Source organism: Chitinolyticbacter meiyuanensis, from assembly GCF_008033135.1.
Taxonomy (GTDB): domain Bacteria; phylum Pseudomonadota; class Gammaproteobacteria; order Burkholderiales; family Chitinibacteraceae; genus Chitinolyticbacter; species Chitinolyticbacter meiyuanensis.
Map to the genome: position 1 here is coordinate 4,005,277 of NZ_CP041335.1, position 16,927 is coordinate 4,022,203.

The 16,927-nt window shown below is 64.9% G+C and carries 19 protein-coding genes; 5 read left to right on the forward strand and 14 right to left on the reverse strand.

From position 1 onward, the window contains the following. Positions 1–657: 657 nt before the first annotated feature. The 5 genes from phnK to phnG are packed head-to-tail and all read right to left on the reverse strand — an operon-like array spanning position 658 to position 4,438. Positions 658–1,428 (reverse strand): phosphonate C-P lyase system protein PhnK, encoded by a 771-nt coding sequence (gene phnK, locus FLM21_RS19035; protein ID WP_148717082.1) that lies wholly within the window; start codon positions 1,426–1,428, stop codon positions 658–660. After that, complete coding sequence (locus tag FLM21_RS19040) at positions 1,425–2,288, reverse strand: alpha-D-ribose 1-methylphosphonate 5-phosphate C-P-lyase PhnJ (RefSeq protein WP_148717083.1); 864 nt, start codon at positions 2,286–2,288, stop codon at positions 1,425–1,427. The genes phnK and FLM21_RS19040 overlap by 4 nt, the downstream gene beginning before the upstream one ends. Further along, on the reverse strand, positions 2,285–3,400 hold the full coding sequence (locus tag FLM21_RS19045) for a carbon-phosphorus lyase complex subunit (RefSeq protein WP_148717084.1): 1,116 nt from the start codon (positions 3,398–3,400) through the stop codon (positions 2,285–2,287). The genes FLM21_RS19040 and FLM21_RS19045 overlap by 4 nt, the downstream gene beginning before the upstream one ends. Beyond that, entirely contained in the window at positions 3,400–3,990 is a 591-nt protein-coding gene (gene phnH / locus FLM21_RS19050; protein WP_148717085.1) for a phosphonate C-P lyase system protein PhnH, read from the reverse strand. Before phnH ends, FLM21_RS19045 begins: the two co-directional genes overlap by 1 nt. Position 3,991: 1 nt before the next feature. After that, entirely contained in the window at positions 3,992–4,438 is a 447-nt protein-coding gene (gene phnG / locus FLM21_RS19055; protein ID WP_148717086.1) for a phosphonate C-P lyase system protein PhnG, read from the reverse strand. 335 nt (positions 4,439–4,773) lie between these two features. Between phnG and phnF the strand changes: the two genes are divergently transcribed. The 4 genes from phnF to phnN all read left to right on the forward strand — a co-directional run bounded on the left by phnF (position 4,774) and on the right by phnN (position 7,990). Next, complete coding sequence (phnF, locus tag FLM21_RS19060) at positions 4,774–5,502, forward strand: phosphonate metabolism transcriptional regulator PhnF (protein WP_148717087.1); 729 nt, start codon at positions 4,774–4,776, stop codon at positions 5,500–5,502. 108 nt (positions 5,503–5,610) lie between these two features. After that, positions 5,611–6,765 carry an alpha-D-ribose 1-methylphosphonate 5-triphosphate diphosphatase gene (locus FLM21_RS19065; RefSeq protein WP_148717088.1) on the forward strand — a complete coding sequence of 385 codons (1,155 nt, stop codon included), beginning with the start codon at positions 5,611–5,613 and terminating at the stop codon, positions 6,763–6,765. Continuing rightward, the gene (locus FLM21_RS19070) at positions 6,762–7,451 is read left to right on the forward strand and encodes a DUF1045 domain-containing protein (RefSeq protein ID WP_148717089.1); all 690 of its coding nucleotides are present in this window, start codon (positions 6,762–6,764) and stop codon (positions 7,449–7,451) included. Before FLM21_RS19065 ends, FLM21_RS19070 begins: the two co-directional genes overlap by 4 nt. Next, complete coding sequence (gene phnN / locus FLM21_RS19075; protein WP_148717090.1) at positions 7,448–7,990, forward strand: phosphonate metabolism protein/1,5-bisphosphokinase (PRPP-forming) PhnN; 543 nt, start codon at positions 7,448–7,450, stop codon at positions 7,988–7,990. Before FLM21_RS19070 ends, phnN begins: the two co-directional genes overlap by 4 nt. Before the next feature lie 6 nt (positions 7,991–7,996). Here the strand turns inward: phnN and FLM21_RS19080 are convergent, their stop codons facing one another. From FLM21_RS19080 to phnC, 5 genes are read right to left on the reverse strand one after another with little or no spacing between them, the layout of a single operon-like run. Continuing rightward, entirely contained in the window at positions 7,997–8,431 is a 435-nt protein-coding gene (locus tag FLM21_RS19080) for a GNAT family N-acetyltransferase (RefSeq protein ID WP_148717091.1), read from the reverse strand. After that, positions 8,428–8,976, reverse strand: a complete 549-nt coding sequence (locus tag FLM21_RS19085) for a phosphonate degradation HD-domain oxygenase (RefSeq protein WP_148717092.1) — start codon at positions 8,974–8,976, stop codon at positions 8,428–8,430. The genes FLM21_RS19080 and FLM21_RS19085 overlap by 4 nt, the downstream gene beginning before the upstream one ends. Before the next feature lie 32 nt (positions 8,977–9,008). Further along, entirely contained in the window at positions 9,009–9,803 is a 795-nt protein-coding gene (gene phnE, locus FLM21_RS19090) for a phosphonate ABC transporter, permease protein PhnE (RefSeq protein ID WP_148717093.1), read from the reverse strand. A gap of 48 nt (positions 9,804–9,851) precedes the next feature. Next, positions 9,852–10,817, reverse strand: coding sequence for a phosphonate ABC transporter substrate-binding protein (phnD, locus tag FLM21_RS19095; RefSeq protein WP_148717094.1), 966 nt, complete (start codon positions 10,815–10,817; stop codon positions 9,852–9,854). Between the two features lie 23 nt (positions 10,818–10,840). Then, complete coding sequence (phnC, locus tag FLM21_RS19100) at positions 10,841–11,677, reverse strand: phosphonate ABC transporter ATP-binding protein (RefSeq protein WP_148717095.1); 837 nt, start codon at positions 11,675–11,677, stop codon at positions 10,841–10,843. Positions 11,678–11,896: 219 nt separating this feature from the next. Between phnC and FLM21_RS19105 the strand changes: the two genes are divergently transcribed. Further along, positions 11,897–12,640, forward strand: a complete 744-nt coding sequence (locus FLM21_RS19105) for an SIMPL domain-containing protein (RefSeq protein ID WP_148717096.1) — start codon at positions 11,897–11,899, stop codon at positions 12,638–12,640. A gap of 67 nt (positions 12,641–12,707) precedes the next feature. Here the strand turns inward: FLM21_RS19105 and FLM21_RS19110 are convergent, their stop codons facing one another. The 4 genes from FLM21_RS19110 to FLM21_RS19125 all read right to left on the reverse strand — a co-directional run bounded on the left by FLM21_RS19110 (position 12,708) and on the right by FLM21_RS19125 (position 16,911). Further along, complete coding sequence (locus tag FLM21_RS19110) at positions 12,708–13,085, reverse strand: ArsR/SmtB family transcription factor (protein WP_148717097.1); 378 nt, start codon at positions 13,083–13,085, stop codon at positions 12,708–12,710. Beyond that, positions 13,069–13,542 (reverse strand): SRPBCC family protein, encoded by a 474-nt coding sequence (locus FLM21_RS19115; protein ID WP_148717098.1) that lies wholly within the window; start codon positions 13,540–13,542, stop codon positions 13,069–13,071. Before FLM21_RS19115 ends, FLM21_RS19110 begins: the two co-directional genes overlap by 17 nt. Before the next feature lie 10 nt (positions 13,543–13,552). Beyond that, positions 13,553–14,029 (reverse strand): SRPBCC family protein, encoded by a 477-nt coding sequence (locus FLM21_RS19120; RefSeq protein WP_148717099.1) that lies wholly within the window; start codon positions 14,027–14,029, stop codon positions 13,553–13,555. Between the two features lie 404 nt (positions 14,030–14,433). Next, the gene (locus tag FLM21_RS19125; RefSeq protein ID WP_148717100.1) at positions 14,434–16,911 is read right to left on the reverse strand and encodes a tRNA wybutosine-synthesizing protein 4 beta-propeller domain-containing protein; all 2,478 of its coding nucleotides are present in this window, start codon (positions 16,909–16,911) and stop codon (positions 14,434–14,436) included. Positions 16,912–16,927 lie beyond the last annotated feature (16 nt).

A 16,927-nucleotide genomic window follows, 5' to 3' on the forward strand; every position in this document is an offset into this window, starting at 1 on the left:
CTTCGCCAAAAGAAACGAACCAAAGAAAAGGCGACCCTTGCCTTACGGCCCTCCGGGCTGCCCTTAGTCGGTCGCGAGCCTAGGGTCTCGCTCCACTCCTTCGGCGCTTGGCAAAGGGGAGGAAAACCACGCGCTGGTATTTGCTGGATAGTTCCCGCACGCGGCCCACTAGCGCCAGTACTCCACTGGAGGGAAATCGTCCGCGCTTGGCTGTACGTCAAACCAATCCAGAGTGGGTGGCGCACCACCCGAAATCCCCTCAGGAGTGCCGAGCGAGGAACAAGCGGGGCGGGGTTTCGCCGAGGATGTTTGAGGCCGCAGACCGAGTGCCGCAGGCGCCGACTCGATTGTCCGCAGCGAGGGAACCCGAAGGGCGCGAATGCGGGGTCGCCTTTTCTTTGGTTCATTTCTTTTGGCGAAGCAAAAGAAATGAACCCGTCCGCCGGGCGGAACCGGCAGCCGATCACCGCGCCGCAGGCGCTGCCCGCGCCTTTCCCGGCTGGGACTTGCGAAACAGCGAAGGCCGCGTGCCTCATCCGATCTCCTGCTCGGTTGAGCGGGGAACGGCTCGGGCGGCTCGGCACGACAGACAATGCACACGCCGCTTGCCTGCTGCCTTCTGCGATCAAAGCAGTCTCCACCACTGACTTCCTCCCCCTACACCTGTAACACCGAGGACACCAGCAACTGGGTATACGGGTGCTGTGGATCGTCGAGCACTTGATCGGTCAGTCCCGCCTCCACCACCCGCCCGCGCTGCATCACCAGCATGCGGTGCGCCAGCAGCCGCGCCACGGCGAGATCATGGGTGACGATGATGACGGCCAGCCCCAGCCGGCCGACCAGATCGCGCAGCAGGTCCAGCAACCGCGCCTGCACCGATACGTCGAGCCCGGCGGTGGGTTCATCCATCAGCACCAACCGCGGCCCGGTAACGAGGTTGCGGGCGATCTGCAGCCGCTGCTGCATGCCGCCGGAGAAACGCGCCGGCAGCTCGTCGATGCGCGCCGGGTCGAGCTCCACCCGCGCCATCCAGTCGGCGGCGATGGTGCGGATATCGCCGTAGTGGCGGGCGCCGGCGGCCATCAAGCGCTCGCCGATGTTGGCGCCGGCGCTCACGTTCATTCGCAATCCATCACGCGGGTTCTGCTCGACGAAGCCCCAGTCGGTACGCAGTAGCAAGCGCCGCTCGGCTTCCGACAAGGTCGCGACGTCGACCAATCCACGATCGGGCAATTGGTATTCGATACGGCCGGCATCCAGCGCCAAACGCGTGGCCAAGAGCTGCAGCAACGTCGATTTGCCCGAGCCCGACTCGCCGACGATGGCCAGCACCTCACCCGGCCACAGGTTGAAACCGACATCGATGCAACCAAGGTGATTGCCGTAATGCTTGGTGAGCCCGCTCACCTGCAGCAACGGATTCATGCGGCCTCCCTGGTGGCGTTGCCGGCGTGGCCCGCAGCCTGGCGCTCGGTGCAGTATTCGGAATCGGAGCACACGTGCATGCGCCCGCCCGCATCGTCGAGCACCACTTCATCGAGGAAGCTGTCGGTGGCGCCGCACAGCGCGCACGGCGCATCCCAGCGCTGCACGGTGAACGGGTGGTCGTCGAAATCCAGGCTGCGCACGGGGGTGTACGGCGGCACGGCATAGACGCGCTTCTCGCGCCCGGCGCCGAACAGTTGCAGCGCCGGGCTGCAATCGAGCTTGGGATTGTCGAACTTGGGGATGGGCGACGGCGCCATCAGGTAGCGGCCGTTCACCAGTACCGGGTAATCATAGGTGGTGGCGATATGGCCCCAGCGCGCGATGTCCTCGTAGAGCTTCACGTGCATCAGCCCGTAGTCGGCCAGCGCGTGCAGCGTGCGGGTGGCCGCTTCGCGCGGCTCCAGCCGGCGCATCGGCTCGGGTTCGGGCACCTGGTAGACCATGATCTGGCCCGGCAACAGCGGCGTTTCCGGAATGCGGTGGCGGGTCTGGATCACCGTGGCCTCGCGGGTGACGCGGGTGGTCGCCACATCGGCGGTGCGGGCGAAGAAGCGGCGGATGTTCACCGCATTCACGGTATCGTCCGAGCCTTGGTCGATCACCTTCAGTACGTCGCTGCGGCCGAGGATGGCGGCGGTCAACTGGATGCCACCGGTGCCCCAGCCGTAGGGCAGCGGCATTTCGCGGCTACCAAACGGCACCTGGTAGCCGGGGATGGCCACCGCTTTGAGCAGCGCGCGGCGCAACATGCGCTTGGTCTGCTCGTCGAGATAGGCGAAGTTGTAGCCGGTGCTCATGCCGGGTGCTCCTGGTCGGTGGGCGCCGCAACCATCTCGTCTGCCATCGCTGCCGGGGTAGCGCGCATATGGCGCACCAGCTCCAGCTCGGACTGGAAATCGACGTAGTGCGGCAGTTTCAGATGCTGGACAAAGCCACTGGCCTCGACATTGTCCGAGTGCGACAACACGAACTCGGCCTGCTGCGCCGGCGATTTCACCTCCTCGCCCAGCTCGTCGCTGCGCAGCGCGCGGTCGACCAGCGCCATCGCCATCGCACGCCGCTCGCCCTCGCCGAATGCCAGGCCATAGCCGCGGGTGAACTGCGGCGGCGCGGCCTTGGAGCCGCCGAACTGGTTGACCATCTGGCACTCGGTCAGCGTCAGCTCGCCGATCTCGATCGCGAAGCCCAGCTCTTCCGGCATGATTTCCAGCGCCACCTCGCCCATGCGGATCTCGCCGGCAAACGGGTGGGTGTGCGAATAGCCGCGCTGCGTCGAATAGCCCATCGCCAACAGGAACCCCTCGTCGCCACGCGCCAGGTTCTGCAACCGGGTGGGTCGCTCGGCCGGAAAACCCAGCGGTTCGCGCGATAGATCGACCGGGGCCGGATCGCCATCGGGCACGGGCTCTGGTTCGATCAAGCCTTCCGCGCCCAACAGATCGGTCACGCGCGGCATGGCACCGGCTTCGGGCTCGGCGACCGCGGCCTGGGGCTCGCCGCCTTCGGCCAGCAGCGCGAAATCGAGCAGACGCTGCGTGTAGTCGTAGGTCGGGCCCAGCACCTGCCCACCGGGCAGCTCCTTGAAGATGGCGGAGATGCGTCGCCGCGTGTGCATGGCGGCGGTATCGACCGGCTCGGTGTAACCAAAGCGCGGCAGCGTGGTGCGGTAGGCGCGCAGCAGGAAGATGGCCTCGACTGCATCGCCGGCCGCCTGCTTGAGCGCCAGCGCGGCCAGTTCTTCGTCGTACAAGGAGCCTTCGGCCATCACCCGCGCCACAGCCAGGCGCATTTGCGCGCGGATTTGCGCCACGGAGAGTTCGGGCAAATCGGTGTCGCCCCGCCGCGCCTCGGCGAGCAACGACCAGGAATTGACGATGGCGGTTTCCCCGCCCTTCACGGCGACATACATCAATCCACCTCCACACGCGTGGTACGCGGCAAGGCCGCGAAGCGCTCGCCCGCCACCAGGATCAGGTCCACACCGAGCGGGAAACGCGCGTGCTGCGCGCGCCAGTCATCCCAGAAACCGGCTGGCAAGCCAGTCACACCCAGTTGGGCCATGCCGGCGATGCCGGGGCCGGACAAGGTGAGGCCGTGCCCGGTGAGACTGGCCACCTGCAGCACCAGCGTGGCCGAGCGATCCGGATATTCCGGCTCGCCCTGGGCAAAGTCGGAGAGCGGCGGCATCGCGGCCGGTTGATCGATGAAGACAAAGCGCGCTGTGGCAGGCGCATCGACCAGTGGGCAGGCGCAATGGAAGCGCAGCCATGGTGCGGCCTCGGGCGATTGCAGCCACACCGGCGTTTCGAAATCGCACAAAGTCAGCGCCACCGCGCCAGCAGCCGGCGCCAGCGGCACGGGCACGGGCACGGGCACGGCCAGCGGCCGGTGCAGCGTGTGGATGCGACCGGGATGGGCCAGCGCATCGAGCAATTGGCGAAACAGCGTTTGGGCATCGTCGACCGGATCGGGCCAGCCGGGCAGCAGGGGGGCGTTCATCTCAGTCTCCCCGCGCCATGGTGTAGAAGTTCACCCGGGTGGCCGCAGCCTTGCCGCTGGCAGCGCTGCGCGCCGCGGCCTGGCGGGCAGCCAGCGGCACGATCAGGCTGCGCCACAGGTCCGGCCGATGCATATCGTGCTGCAGCAGCAGATCGAACAGTGCCACCAGCTCGGCATGCCTTGCACTGCGGCCCTGTACATAGCCAACGCCCAGCCGCCCTTCGTCATCCTGCACCGCGCAGCGGGTCACACTGACTTCGCCCAGATTGAACTGCGCGCCACTGCCGCCGGTGCGTGCCCGCACCATCATCAGCCCGGTTTCCGGGCGGCGCAGCCATTGCAGCGCCGGCAGCGCCAGCGTGGCCGCAAAGGGTTCCAGCTCGGCCAGCTGCGCCTTGGCCAGCACCGCCAACCAGTGCCGGCGAGCGCCGGCGTCATGATGTTCCATAACACTCACTCCTGTATACATATCTATACAAGTTTCGGAGCGCAGTATGGCCGCATCGGGCCGGCGCAGTAAATCACCGATCCGTGAATCTTTTTTGACGGTGCTGCAAAGGCGGCGCCGATTGCGGCAACATCGCGGCTTTGGCCCTTTCGGACAGGTGCAGAATTGGGGAAGCGTCGTAGCTTCGCTGCCGCACCCTGATCGCGGCGCGGTGCGGCTCGCGGCAAAATGGCCCTGCCCAAGCAGCAAAGATCCGACACCGCCGTGTAGCGCCGACGCGCCTAGTCGAGCATCAAGGCTGCTGGAAGGCCCTTTCAGGACAAGGAGATACGCGCATGATCCAGCGCGGTTCCGGCGTCGCAGTCTGGCGCCAGATCGAGCAGGTGCTCGAACAGGAAATTGGCGGCAAGCACTACCGGCCGGGCGAGCGGCTGCCCACCGAGGGCGAATTTGCCCAACGCTTCGAGGTGAACCGCCACACCATCCGCCGCGCCATCGCCTCGCTGGAGTCGCGTGGGCTGGTGCGCGTGGAACAGGGCCGCGGCATCTTCTTGCAGGACTACGCCGTCCACTACTCGGTGGGCAAGCGCGCGCGCTTTTCCGAATCGCTGAAACGCCAGCAGGTAGAGGGCAGCCGCAGCATCCTCAAGGTGCTGGAAATCCCCGCCACCGCCAAGATCGCCCAAGCACTGGCCATCGCCGAAGGCGAGCCGGTGATCCAGCTCGATACCGTGGGCGAGGCCGACGGCCGGGTGATCAACGTGGCCTCGCACTACTTTGCGGCCGCACGCTTCGCCGGCATCGATGCGGTCTTCGCCGAAACCGGCTCGATCACCGAGGCACTCAAGCACTACGGCGTGATGGAATACGAACGCCTGGAAAGCCGCATCACCGCCCGCATGCCCGACGACACCACAGCGCGCCTGCTGCAGCAACCGAAGCAGCAGCCCATCCTGCAAGTGGAAGCGATCAACGTCACCCTCGACGGCGTGCCGATCGAATTCGGCATCGGTCGCTTCGCCGGGGATGCAGTGCAGTTGGTGGTGAACAATCGGGAAGGGTGAGTGCAATAGGTGGCCACACCTGAATCCACCACTCACTTGTCTAGATAACCAATAAAACCGTCATCTGCGTCGGCTAGAATCGGCCTCATCTTCCCGCTGGAGACGCCGATGCCCGCCGCAATCACCGCCCGCCGCGTGCTGCTCGCCGATGGCGAGTGGCACGACACCACGCTGCAGATCGAGGATGGCCGCATTGCGGCCATTGGCGGACCGGCCCAGCCGGGCACAGTCGACGCCGGTGATTATCTGGTGTTACCGGGCATCGTCGATCTGCACGGTGATGCGTTCGAGCGGCAGATCCTGCCACGGCCGGAGGCGGCTTTTCCGCTGGCCATGGCCATGTTGGATACCGATCGCCAACTGGTTGCCAACGGCATCACCACCGCCTACCACGGCGTCACCTGGAGCTGGGAGGGCGGGCTGCGCGGACGCGACAACGCAGTTGGTATCCGCCGGATACTGAACCAGCTCAAGGCCAAGCTGGCCGCCGAGCACCGCATCCATCTGCGCTGGGAAACCTTCAATCTCGATGCCGAGGCCGAGCTGGCCGATTGGATCGCCAGCGGCCATGTGCACCTCTTGGCATTCAATGATCACCTGGACATGGTGGTGGCGCGGCTGAACGACGACGGCAAGCTGCGCAAGTACGCCGAGCGCGCCGGGCAATCGCTTGCGAACTTCCGGGCACTGGTGGAGCGCACGGCAGCGCGCGAAGCCGAGGTGCCCGCCGCGATCGCGCGGTTGGCCGCCGTGGCACGTGGCGCTGGCGTACCCATGGCCTCGCACGATGACGACACCGTGGCCGAGCGCGAGGCGTTCCACGCCATCGGCTGCAGCATCAGCGAATTTCCACGTACCAGCGAGGCCACCGAGGCCGCGCACCGGCTGCAGAGCCCGATCGTGTTCGGCGCACCCAACGTGGTGCGCGGTGGCAGCCATTGCGGCGCGCCCACCGCCGCCGATATGGTCGCGGCCGAGCGCTGCGATGTGCTCGCTTCCGATTACTACTATCCCGCCCCGCTCGCCGCTGCCTGCCATCTGGTGCGCGACGGCATCTGCGGCTGGGCCCGTGCTGCTGCGCTGATCGCGCGCAATCCGGCCCGTGCAGCAGGTCTCACCGACCGGGGCGAGCTGGCCGTCGGGCAGCGCGCCGATCTCATCGTGGTCGACGCCAGCGATCTGACCACGCCGCGCGTGATCGCCACCGTGGTCGGCGGGCGGCTGGTCCATCAAGCCGAAGAACTGGCAAGGATCGCCGCATGAGCCGCCGCTACGCGCTCTACCTCGCCCCACCAAACCGTCATCCACTATGGGCGCTCGGTTGCGCCTGGCTGGGGCGGGATGCCGAAAGCGGCGCCCACACGCCACCGCCTGCGGGCATCGGCGCCGCCTGGTGGCAAAGCATCACCGCCGAACCACGCCGCTACGGCCTGCACGCCACGCTGAAGGCGCCGTTCCGGCTGGCCTCGGGGCAGCACGAGGATGATCTGCTTGCCGCCCTCGCCCGCTTTGCCACCGCGCGCGCGCCGTTCGATTTGCCGCTGGTGGTGTCCGAACTGTCCGGCTTCGCCTGCCTGCGTCCGGCCGCCGAATCGATTGCACTGCAGGGGCTGGCCGACGCGTGCGTACGCGAGTTCGAACCGTTCCGCGCCGCGCTCACGCCCGAGGAACTGGCCCGCCGCCATCCGGATCGGCTGGACGACACCGGCCGAGCGCTGCTGGAGCGCTGGGGCTATCCGCACGTGTTCGAGCGCTTTTGCTGCCATTTCACGCTGTCCGGCACGCTGACCGATGCCGAGCGCGGCCTGCTGCTGCCGCAGCTCGTCAACCGCTTTGCGCCATCGCTGGTTGAGCCGTTGCGCATCGACCAGTTGGCGCTGTTCGTCGAGGACCATCCCGGTGCCGATTTCCGCCTGGTGCGGCGCTTCGCTTTCGAGGGCACGGCATGAGTGGTCGGCTGATCATGGTGGTCGGCCCCTCCGGCGCCGGCAAGGACAGCGTGATCGGTTACGCGCGGCAGGCGCTGGGCTGCAACCGCACCGTGCGCTTCGCCCGCCGCTATATCACGCGGCCCGCCACGGCCGGCGGCGAGGATCACTTCGCCATGGCCGATTGCGAGTTCCAGGACTGGCTGGAACACGGCCGGTTCGCACTGGCTTGGGATAGCCATGGCTTGCACTACGGCATTGGCACCGAGATCGATGCCTGGCTGGCCGGTGGTCTCACCGTGGTGGTGAACGGCTCGCGTGCGCACTTGGCCGAAGCGCAGCAGCGCTACCCGGAACTGGAAGTAGTGCTGATCAGCGCCAGCCCCGCCACGCTGGCCACGCGGCTGGCCGCGCGCGGCCGCGAAAGCGCGGACGAGATCACGGCGCGACTGGCACGCGAAGCACCGCTGCCGTCCACGCTGCACATCAGCCGGATCGCCAACGACGGCGCGCTCACCGATGCCGGCGAAGCGCTGCTCAGGTTGCTGCGCGGGGCTTGAGCAGCGTCAGCGGATCGGTTCGACCACCAGACTGATGCCGTGCTGGGCAAAACCCAGCGCGCGGTAGAAGGCATGGGCGTCGAGCCGGCGCTGGCTGGACGACAAAGCCAGTTTGCCGGCGCCTGCTTCGGCCGCCAGCGCCATCGCGGCCTGCATCAGGCGCTTGCCCCAACCCTGGCCGCGCAGCGCACGGCGCACCACCACGGCATCGACCACCGCTTGGCGCTGGCCGCCATGCACCAGCAGCGGATACACCAGCAGGCAGAATGCGCCGACGGCTTCGCCTTCGTGCTCCAGCAGGTAGTAGCTGCCACCGGCCGATTCCAGTGCGCGCCATAGCGGCAAGGCCTCGGTCATCGACAACGGCGGTTCATCGTCGAGTTCGGCCAGCAGCGCCAGGAGCTGCGGCAAATCGGCCTCCAGCGCGCGGCGCACGCTCATGCGCGAACGCAGCGCTCAGCGATGGCGAGGTAGTGCACGAGCGGCGGCGTTTCCTTGCCGAGTGTCTTGGCGAGGTCGTCCCACTCACGCAGCAGCACCGCATCCTCGGCATAAGGCTGGGCGATGAACTCGGCGGCCGCTGCCTGGGTGTAGGTGCCCCCCTGCAGTTCCAGGCTGCGCTGCGAGGCGAACGACAACGCGGCGTGATAGCCCGGCCGGGTCGCGCACAGGTAGCGCTTGGCATCGACATGCAGCTTGATCGGCGCCAGCACCGCATCGTCGAACAACGAGCGCAGGAAAGGCAGCGCCAGGAACTGGTGCACGTCGTCCACGCCTTCGGCGGCAGGATCGTCGCCCAGCTGGTGCACCAAGTGACCGAAGTCATGTAGCAATGATGCGGTGATCAAGGCATCGCTGGCGCCGGCTGATTCCGCCAACTGGGCGCATTGCAAAGCATGCGCCAGCTGCGAGACGCCCTCGGCGCCGTAGTATTCCTCGCCCCGGCGGGCGAACACTCGGTCGATATCGGCAATGCTGATGCCCACGGCGGTTTCCTCTTCAGCGATAGTTGATCGCGCTACACCACGGCCTTGCGGATGCGCGCCGAGATCAGGTCAATCAGCGATACGGTGGCCACGATCATGATCATCACGGCGCAGGTTTCGGCGTACTGGAAACCACGGATAATTTCGTACAGGATCACCCCGATGCCGCCGGCGCCGACCATGCCGACCACCGAGGCCGAGCGCACGTTCGATTCGAAGCGGTATAGCGAGAACGAGATCCACAGCGGCAGTACCTGCGGGATCACGCCATAGATCACTTCTTCCAGCCGGGTGGCGCCGGTGGCGCGGATGCCTTCCACCGGCTGCGGATCGATCGCCTCCACCGCCTCGGAAAACAGCTTGGCGAGGATGCCTGTGGTGTGGATCCACAGCGCCAGCACGCCGGCGAACGGTCCAAGCCCGACGGCGACGATGAACAGCATGGCGAACACCATCTCGTTGATGGCGCGGCAGGCATCCATGGCGCGGCGCACCGGCTGATAAACCCAGGCCGGCACGATGTTGGACGACGACAGGATGCCGAACGGCACGGCACAGATCACCGCGAGCACCGTGCCCCATACGGCGATCTGCACGGTGACCAGCATCTCGCCGAGGTACACCTTCCAGTCGCGAAAGCTCGGCGGGAAGAAATCGCTGGCGTACTGGGCCATGTTGCCCGAATCGCGTACCAGATCGAGCGGGCGCATGTCGGCACCCTGCCAGGAAGCGGCGAGCACGAACAGCAGCGCGGCCCAACCGACCAGCGTCCACCAGCTGCGTTTGGGGGCGATCGGCACGACGGCCGAGGCGGCAAGATGAGTCATGAGTATTCCGGATGCAAAACGGCCGGGCGAACCCGGCCGCAAAGGCGATTACTTGGCGGAAAGCTTGGCAAGTTCGGCAAGCTTGGCATTCACCTCGGCGAGCTTGGCCTTCTTGTCGTCGGCGGACAGCGTGGTGTCGTCCTCGATCTTGGACTTGGCGCGCGCGAGTTCCAGCTGACGGGTCGGCACCAGTTGCAGATCGCTGGAGGCGCGGAAGCTGCCGGTGTTGTAGATCGCCTTGAGGATGCCCTTCTCGCGCTCATCCTTGCCGTAGGTGGTGAAGAAGGTGCGGATCTTGGCCTTGAGTTCCGGCGAAATATCCTTGCGCCACACCAGTGGATCCTTCGGGATCAGCGGCGACTTCCACAGGATGCGGATCTGCTCGTAGCGCTCGGGGGAGGTCTGCTTGAGCTTCTCGACGATCTCGGTGTTGTTGGTCGCCACGTCCACCTGGCGATTGAGCACCGCCATCAGGTTGGCCTCGTGGTTGGCATTGCGCACGGTCTTGAAGTGGGTCTTGGGATCGATGTCGTTCTGCGCGAACAGGTAGTAGCCCGGCACCAGGAAACCCGAAGTCGATTGCGGATCGCCCAGGCCCAGGTTGTACTTGCCCTTGCCTTTGAGCACCTGGTCGACATTGGTGATGCCGCTGTCCTTGTGCGTGATCAGCAGCGACCAGTAGCCGGGTGCGCCGTCGGCATCCACCTGCTGAGCGAACACCTCGCCGCCAGCGCGATCCACCGCCTCGATCGCCGACTTGTTGCCGAACCAGCCGATGTCCACCTTCTTGAAGCGCATGCCTTCGATCACGCCAGCGTAATCGGTGGCGAAAAAGGCATTGACCTTCACGCCCAGCTGCTTGCTCATGTCCTCGATCAGCGGCTGCCACATCTGCTTGAGCGCGCCGGTCGATTCGGTGGAAATCATGCCGAAGTTCAGTTCCTTCGGTGCGTCGGCGGCAAAGCCGGGGGCCATGGCAACGAGGGCCGCGGCGGCAAGAAGACGGCGAAACATGGAGTGCACTCCTGGTTGGGGGGTCAAACGAGTGCCGGCGCCATGCCGGCCAGCTCCGGTGCGCGGGTGGGCGCAACGGAACCATGGGAAATCAGCTCGGTGGCGAGCGGGCCATAGATCTCGCACAGCAGCGCCGGGGTCAGCCGCGATGGCGGGCCGTCGTACATCACGCGGCCCTGGTGCAGCGCGATCACGCGCTGGCAGTAGCGCACCGCCACGTCCACCTGGTGCAGCGATACCAGCACCGTGGTGTGCTGCTCGCGATTGATGCGCGCCAGCGTTTCCATCACCTTGCGGGCCGCTTCCGGATCAAGCGAGGCAATCGGCTCGTCAGCCAGGATCAGGCGTGCCTCCTGCACCAGCGTACGGGCAATCGCCGCGCGCTGCTGCTGCCCGCCGGACAGCGTCGAGGCACGCTGCCAGGCATGCTTGGCGATGCCCACCTGGGTGAGCGCCGCCATGCCACGCTCGCGCTCGGCGCGGGTGAACCACTTGAACACCGAGCGCCACAGCGGCACACGATGGAGCATGCCGGTCAACACATTGGTCATCAGCGGCATGCGGGCGACGAGGTTGAACTGCTGGAACACGAAGCCGATCTGGCTGCGGATATCGCGCGCATCGCGCGCCAGCCGGCCGCCGTCCTGCATGGTCCGGCCATGTACCACGATGCTGCCGCCATCGCGATCGGCGATGACGAAGCCGGCGATATGGCGCAGCAACGTCGATTTGCCCGAGCCCGATGCACCGAGCAACGCCACCATCTCGCCCTGCTCGATGGCCAGGTGCACGTCGTCCAGCGCCTTGTGGCCGGCGACGAAAGTCTTGTTCAGATGGCGGATTTCCAATGCCGCGGCCATGGTCGGCCTCCGGGTAGCTGCAATAGCCGCGGATTGTGGTGGTCGCAGATGAAGGGGAGATGTCTACACAATTAAACTGCTGTGACAGCAGCCGGGCGCAAACGTGGCAATGGGTCGCGGGCGAAGGTCGTGGGGCAGAACCGTTAGTGGCAAACGCCCATCCTTGTTGCTGCCTTGCCCGCATGCTCTACTGCTGGTTTCGTCAATCAGGAGAAAGCAATGGCGGGGATGCGGGATTCAGTACTGGGTTTGGGCATCAGCATCGCAATCGGGCTGGTGCTTTCTGCCGCCATCGTCAGCTACACCGCCGGCCGCATCAGTGACAACAAGCAATCGGTGTCGGTAAAGGGTTTGGCGGAAAAAGCCGTCACCGCCGATCAGGCGCGCTGGCGCATCGTGGTACAGGGCGGCGCAACCAGCTTGCCCGAAGCATTTGCAGCGCTGCGTACCCATCGCCCGGCAGTGGTCGACTTCCTGAAACAACAGGGCTTCACCGAGCAGCAGATTTCTTTCGATCGCGAGAACTATACCGTCGTCCACCGGCAGGATGAGGAAGGCCGGCAGACGCGGGAGATCGAGCAGTATGTCGCCAGCCAATCGGTACAGCTCGCGAGCAACGACGTAAAACGCGTCGACGCGGCTGCCGGAAAGATCGTGCAACTGGTGGAAAGCGGTCTGCCGATCGCGGTGGAGGACCCGGAATACCTGGTCAGCACGCTCGAAGCGGTGAAGATGTCGCTGATCGCCGATGCCACGCGCAATGCGCGCGACCGCGCCGGTGAATTCGCCAAGACGGGCGGCGCCCGGGTCGGCGCGATGAAGTCGGCGAACCAGGGGGCGTTCTACATCCTGCCAGCTCAAGGAGGCGGTAGTGACAGCGATTACGGCGGCGCCTACGACAAATCAACCATCGCCAAGCTCGCCCGCGTGGTCGTCACCGTGGAATACGCGATCAGTCAGTAAATCGGCATACCGTCGCTGTGGGCGGGCCACAGGCACCGACAAACGCCGGTGGCAACGCCCGGCAGCGCTATTGCGCTTCGACGAACAGCTTGAGCTTGTTCAGCGCCACGTCCCATTCGCGGCCAATCGCCTCCAGCGTCTGCCGTGCCAGTGCCACCTGCGCCGGGTCAAGCTGCCACAGCCGCTCCCGCCCCACCTTCACATCGCGCACCACGCCGGCATCGGCCAGCACTTGCAGATGGCGGGTCACGCCCTGGCGGGTAATGTCGGTGCTGGTGGTCAGCTGGGTGATGGAGAACGCGCCACCGGCACAGAGAATGGCGACGAGCTTGAGCCGGATGGGATCGCCCAGCGCAGCAAAGATGCGAGCCAGCGCATCGCCGGATTCGGCAAAGGCAGGCAGGGCGAACCCCGCCTGCACTTCGGGTTTATTGTTGTTGGGCATAGTTGGAAATGTTCAGGAGCTGCGCCTGCCAGCCCTGGTTGTTCATGCGGAAGGCCTCGAAACGCCGGTGCGGCGGCACACCATCGAAGCCCGATTCGACCACCTTCAACAGCGTGGCGCTGTCCGGCGCATCGGCGAGCGTGAACTCCACGCGGGTGGGCTGCTCCAGCGTGTAGTCCACCTTGGGATCGACCGGGTACGGATGCCAGTGGAAGGAAAAACGCTGCTGCGGCTCGATGCGATCGACCACCACATCGAAGAACACATGCTCGAAACCGCAGATCGCGATCCGCCCGCGCACGCGGCGCCCCGGCTCGAACACCTGCCCCGCAAGCTCGGCGCCGAACCAGGTACCGAAGGTCTCCGCGTGCGTAAGCGAGCGCCACACCTTGTCGCGCGAGGCGTTGATCACGATGCTGCGCTCGATGCGGTCGCTTTGTTGTGCTTCGGTCGTCATGCGCTACTCCTCAGGCTGCGGCACTGGCCGGGCAGGCTTCGGTCGGGCGGAACGGCTCGCCCACACCGGTCTCGACATAGTGCTGCAGGCTGGCCATGAAATGCTGCCAGCCGTTCTGGCACAGATCGTAGCACTCGAATGACGGCACGAGGCCGACATGCTCGAAATCCAACCGCGTCCTACCTTCACCTGCAGGCGCAAGGCGGAACAACAGCTGCGTGCCCACCCATTCATTCTTGCTCTGGAATCGATCCATATCGATATGCGCAACCGTGCACAGCCAGCGCACCTCCTGCCCCGGCGAGAGCTGCTCGATGCGCATGTGCTTGTAGTGGGCGCCGAAACGAAACTTTATGGTGCCGCCAACCTGGGTATCGACATCACAATCCTGCGTCCACCAGCCCTGCAGCCCGGCTTTTGTAGTCAGCGCGGCGTAGACGACCGCCGGATCGGCCGCCACGGTGAGGGTTTGCTGATAGTGGTTCATGGCATGCTCCCATAGCAACAAAATAGTTGCATATTTAGCATGCACCTCCCCGCTTTAAATTGCAACAAAAAAGTTGCTCTTTAGAGCTTCAAGGGCCTAATGTGATACGTAGTGGAAAATGAACTTCCGCAAATAGGGAAGGCTATAGACCTCTCGGGCCTATGTGGCTCGAACAGCACTGGGGTACCACAAAGAATTTGGTATCAACCGCGGTAGCCCCGGTATGAATCATGAAACCGAGCCTTGGTGGGCCTGGCTCGCGACCTGATCGCAGCACGACACTGCGATCGAAAGTAAACATCTACCAAAGAAAACCGCCGATTCCCCGGCGGTTTTCTTTGGTATTAAGACGGAGCATTACTGTCCGTCAGCCGTTGGCGACCACATACGACAGGCAAGCGCCACTATTGAATGAGCTGCAGCGTGTAATTGCCGAACCCCGCAGGCTGGGCAGCAGTAACCTCGATCAGATAATCGCCGTCGTTTCCCGAGACCAGCTGGATGTAACCCGATGGCGGTAGACGGGAATCGGTGCTACCCGGACCCACATTGTCATTCGACCCGCTAAATTTGCCATAGGGATCGAATAGCGAGACATAGCTATCGAAATCCCCCTTGACCACGACGGCAAAGCGCATGCCCGGGGTGCCGCGGAACAGGTAACGATCACTGACGTAATTGCCGCCCCGGTAGCTGGCGGTGCAATCGCTGGTCTCGAGTTTGCCAAGCACAGTCTGATTCGGTGGGATCGTGATCGGCTTGCAATTGATCGGCAAGGGACTGCCCTGCTGGTTGATGGTGATTTTGGTCGAGCCAAAGCTCAGTATGCTTGAGCGCGCGGCGCCATAGTTGACCGCCGGTGTGTAGCGCACTGTCGCCGAGGCGCTGCCCGTGCTCGACGAATCCCAGCGCAGCCAATATGGCTTGCCGGTAATCGACCATTGGCAGCCGCTGGTAGTATTGACCGTGAAACTGAATGGGCTGCTGGTGGCGTTCGCACCTACTGTCTGCTCGTTTGGCGCAAAGGTTGTGTTGGCACATAGTGCCGCCTGATTCGCGTACTGGCTGATCACAAAGCTACGACCGGCAATGTTCAGCACCGCACTACGTGCCACGCCAGGGTTGGCAGCAATGCCGAAGCGCAACTGGCTCCCCCCCAAACCGGTATTCCCAGAGGTGATCGTCACCCAGCTCGGCAGGTCGGCCACAACCCAGCTGCAGTTCGCGCCGGTGGTCAGTGTAGTGGTGGCACTGCCTCCGCCAGAGGACACAGCGGTCGAAGACGGTGACAGCGCCGGATTGTCGCACTCCGGCGTAGCCGACGATTGTGTCAATGCAAAGATGCGGCCGTTGATCACAATATTGCCGCTGCGCATCGCACCCGGATTGGCCGCCACCGTAAAGAACAACTGGCCATTGCCGCTGCCGTTGGCATTGCCCTGAACCTGCACCCAGGTCGGCAAGCTGCTCACGCTCCAGGCCATACCAGCCGTTGCGCTGATCGACAAAGCACCGCTACCACCGTTGACATTGAAGGTCTGGCTGGTCGGGCTCAGCGTCACACTGGTCGGCGTGGTCGACGACTGCGTGATGTTGACCGAGACATCGTTTAGCAGCAGCGTGGCTGACCGGGTTTCGCCGGCACTGGCTGGTGTGAACGGTGCAACATTGAAGTGCAGCGGGCCGCTGCCGCTGCCCTGTGTGGTACTGGTCGTAATCCAAGTCGGCAGCCACGACGGCGACCACAAGCACTGGGCCGGCAGGTTGATATTGACGATGCCGGTGCCGCCCTGAATCGGGAAGGCCTGCTGAATGGGGCTGATTGCATTCGGTACAACGGCGCACGCTGGGTTGAACCATTCGACGGCGCCGACCCCTGCGCGGAAGCTGCTGCCGCTCAGAATGACCGTTTGGCCATCGCCAAGCAGAGCCAGTCGGCTATTGGGTTGGGACCGGATCAATTGCCCGGCCAGCGCCCAGGTATTGCTGGTTGGGTCGTAGAGCTCGATGGCCCGGCTGCTGCCACCCGAGAGCAATACGCGGCCATCGGCCAGCAGCACGGTTTCGTTTATGTAGTGGCTGGACTGGGTCGGGCCGGTATTGCTGAAGGCACCGGTCGCCGGGTCGAACAACTCGGCGGCAAAATCGCAGTCGGTACATTGCCCGCCTGCCACCAATACCTTGCCATTGGCCAGCAGCGTGGCCGTGGCATAACGGCGCGGCTGGGCCAGGGTTGCATTGCTGCGCCAGCCACCTTGCATCGGATCCCACAGCAGCGTGCTGTTGACGGTGACTCCGGCCGAGGTCGCACCACCGGCGAGCAGGGCTCGGCCATCAGGTAGCGCCACCAGCGCGAAATCCTCCAAGCCTTGCGGCAGGTTCCCTGCATCGCTGAAACTATTGGTTTGTGGATCGAACAGCTCGGTGCTCAAGGTGGACGCGCTGCCACCGACAATCAACACCTTGCCGCTCGGCAACAGCGTAGCCTTGGGCTCGGCTCGGCCGATCTGCAAGGGGATCTGGTTCCACTGGTTGGTAACCGGGTCGTAAATTTCGGCGGTAGTGAGGCCCGGTGGGCGAGCGCCAGTAGCGTTGTAACCACCGACGGCCAGCACCCTGCCGTCCTGCAAGCGCACCGTGGCATGCCCGGCCCGGCCAGTATGCATCGGTGCAACGAACTGGAACTGACGGGTCTCGGCGTTGAACAGCTCGGTGGTCTGCGTGACCACCACTTCAGCACCAGGCAGGATTTCCCCGCCCACGACCAGCACCTTGCCATCAGCCAGCGTAACCGAGCCATGCCTGAAGCGGCCTTGTTGCAGTGGCTCGAGATCGGCGGCGGCCTGGCTGAGTGTTATGCCGAGCAGCAGGCCCAGCCCCATTAAGCCTTGCCAGAGT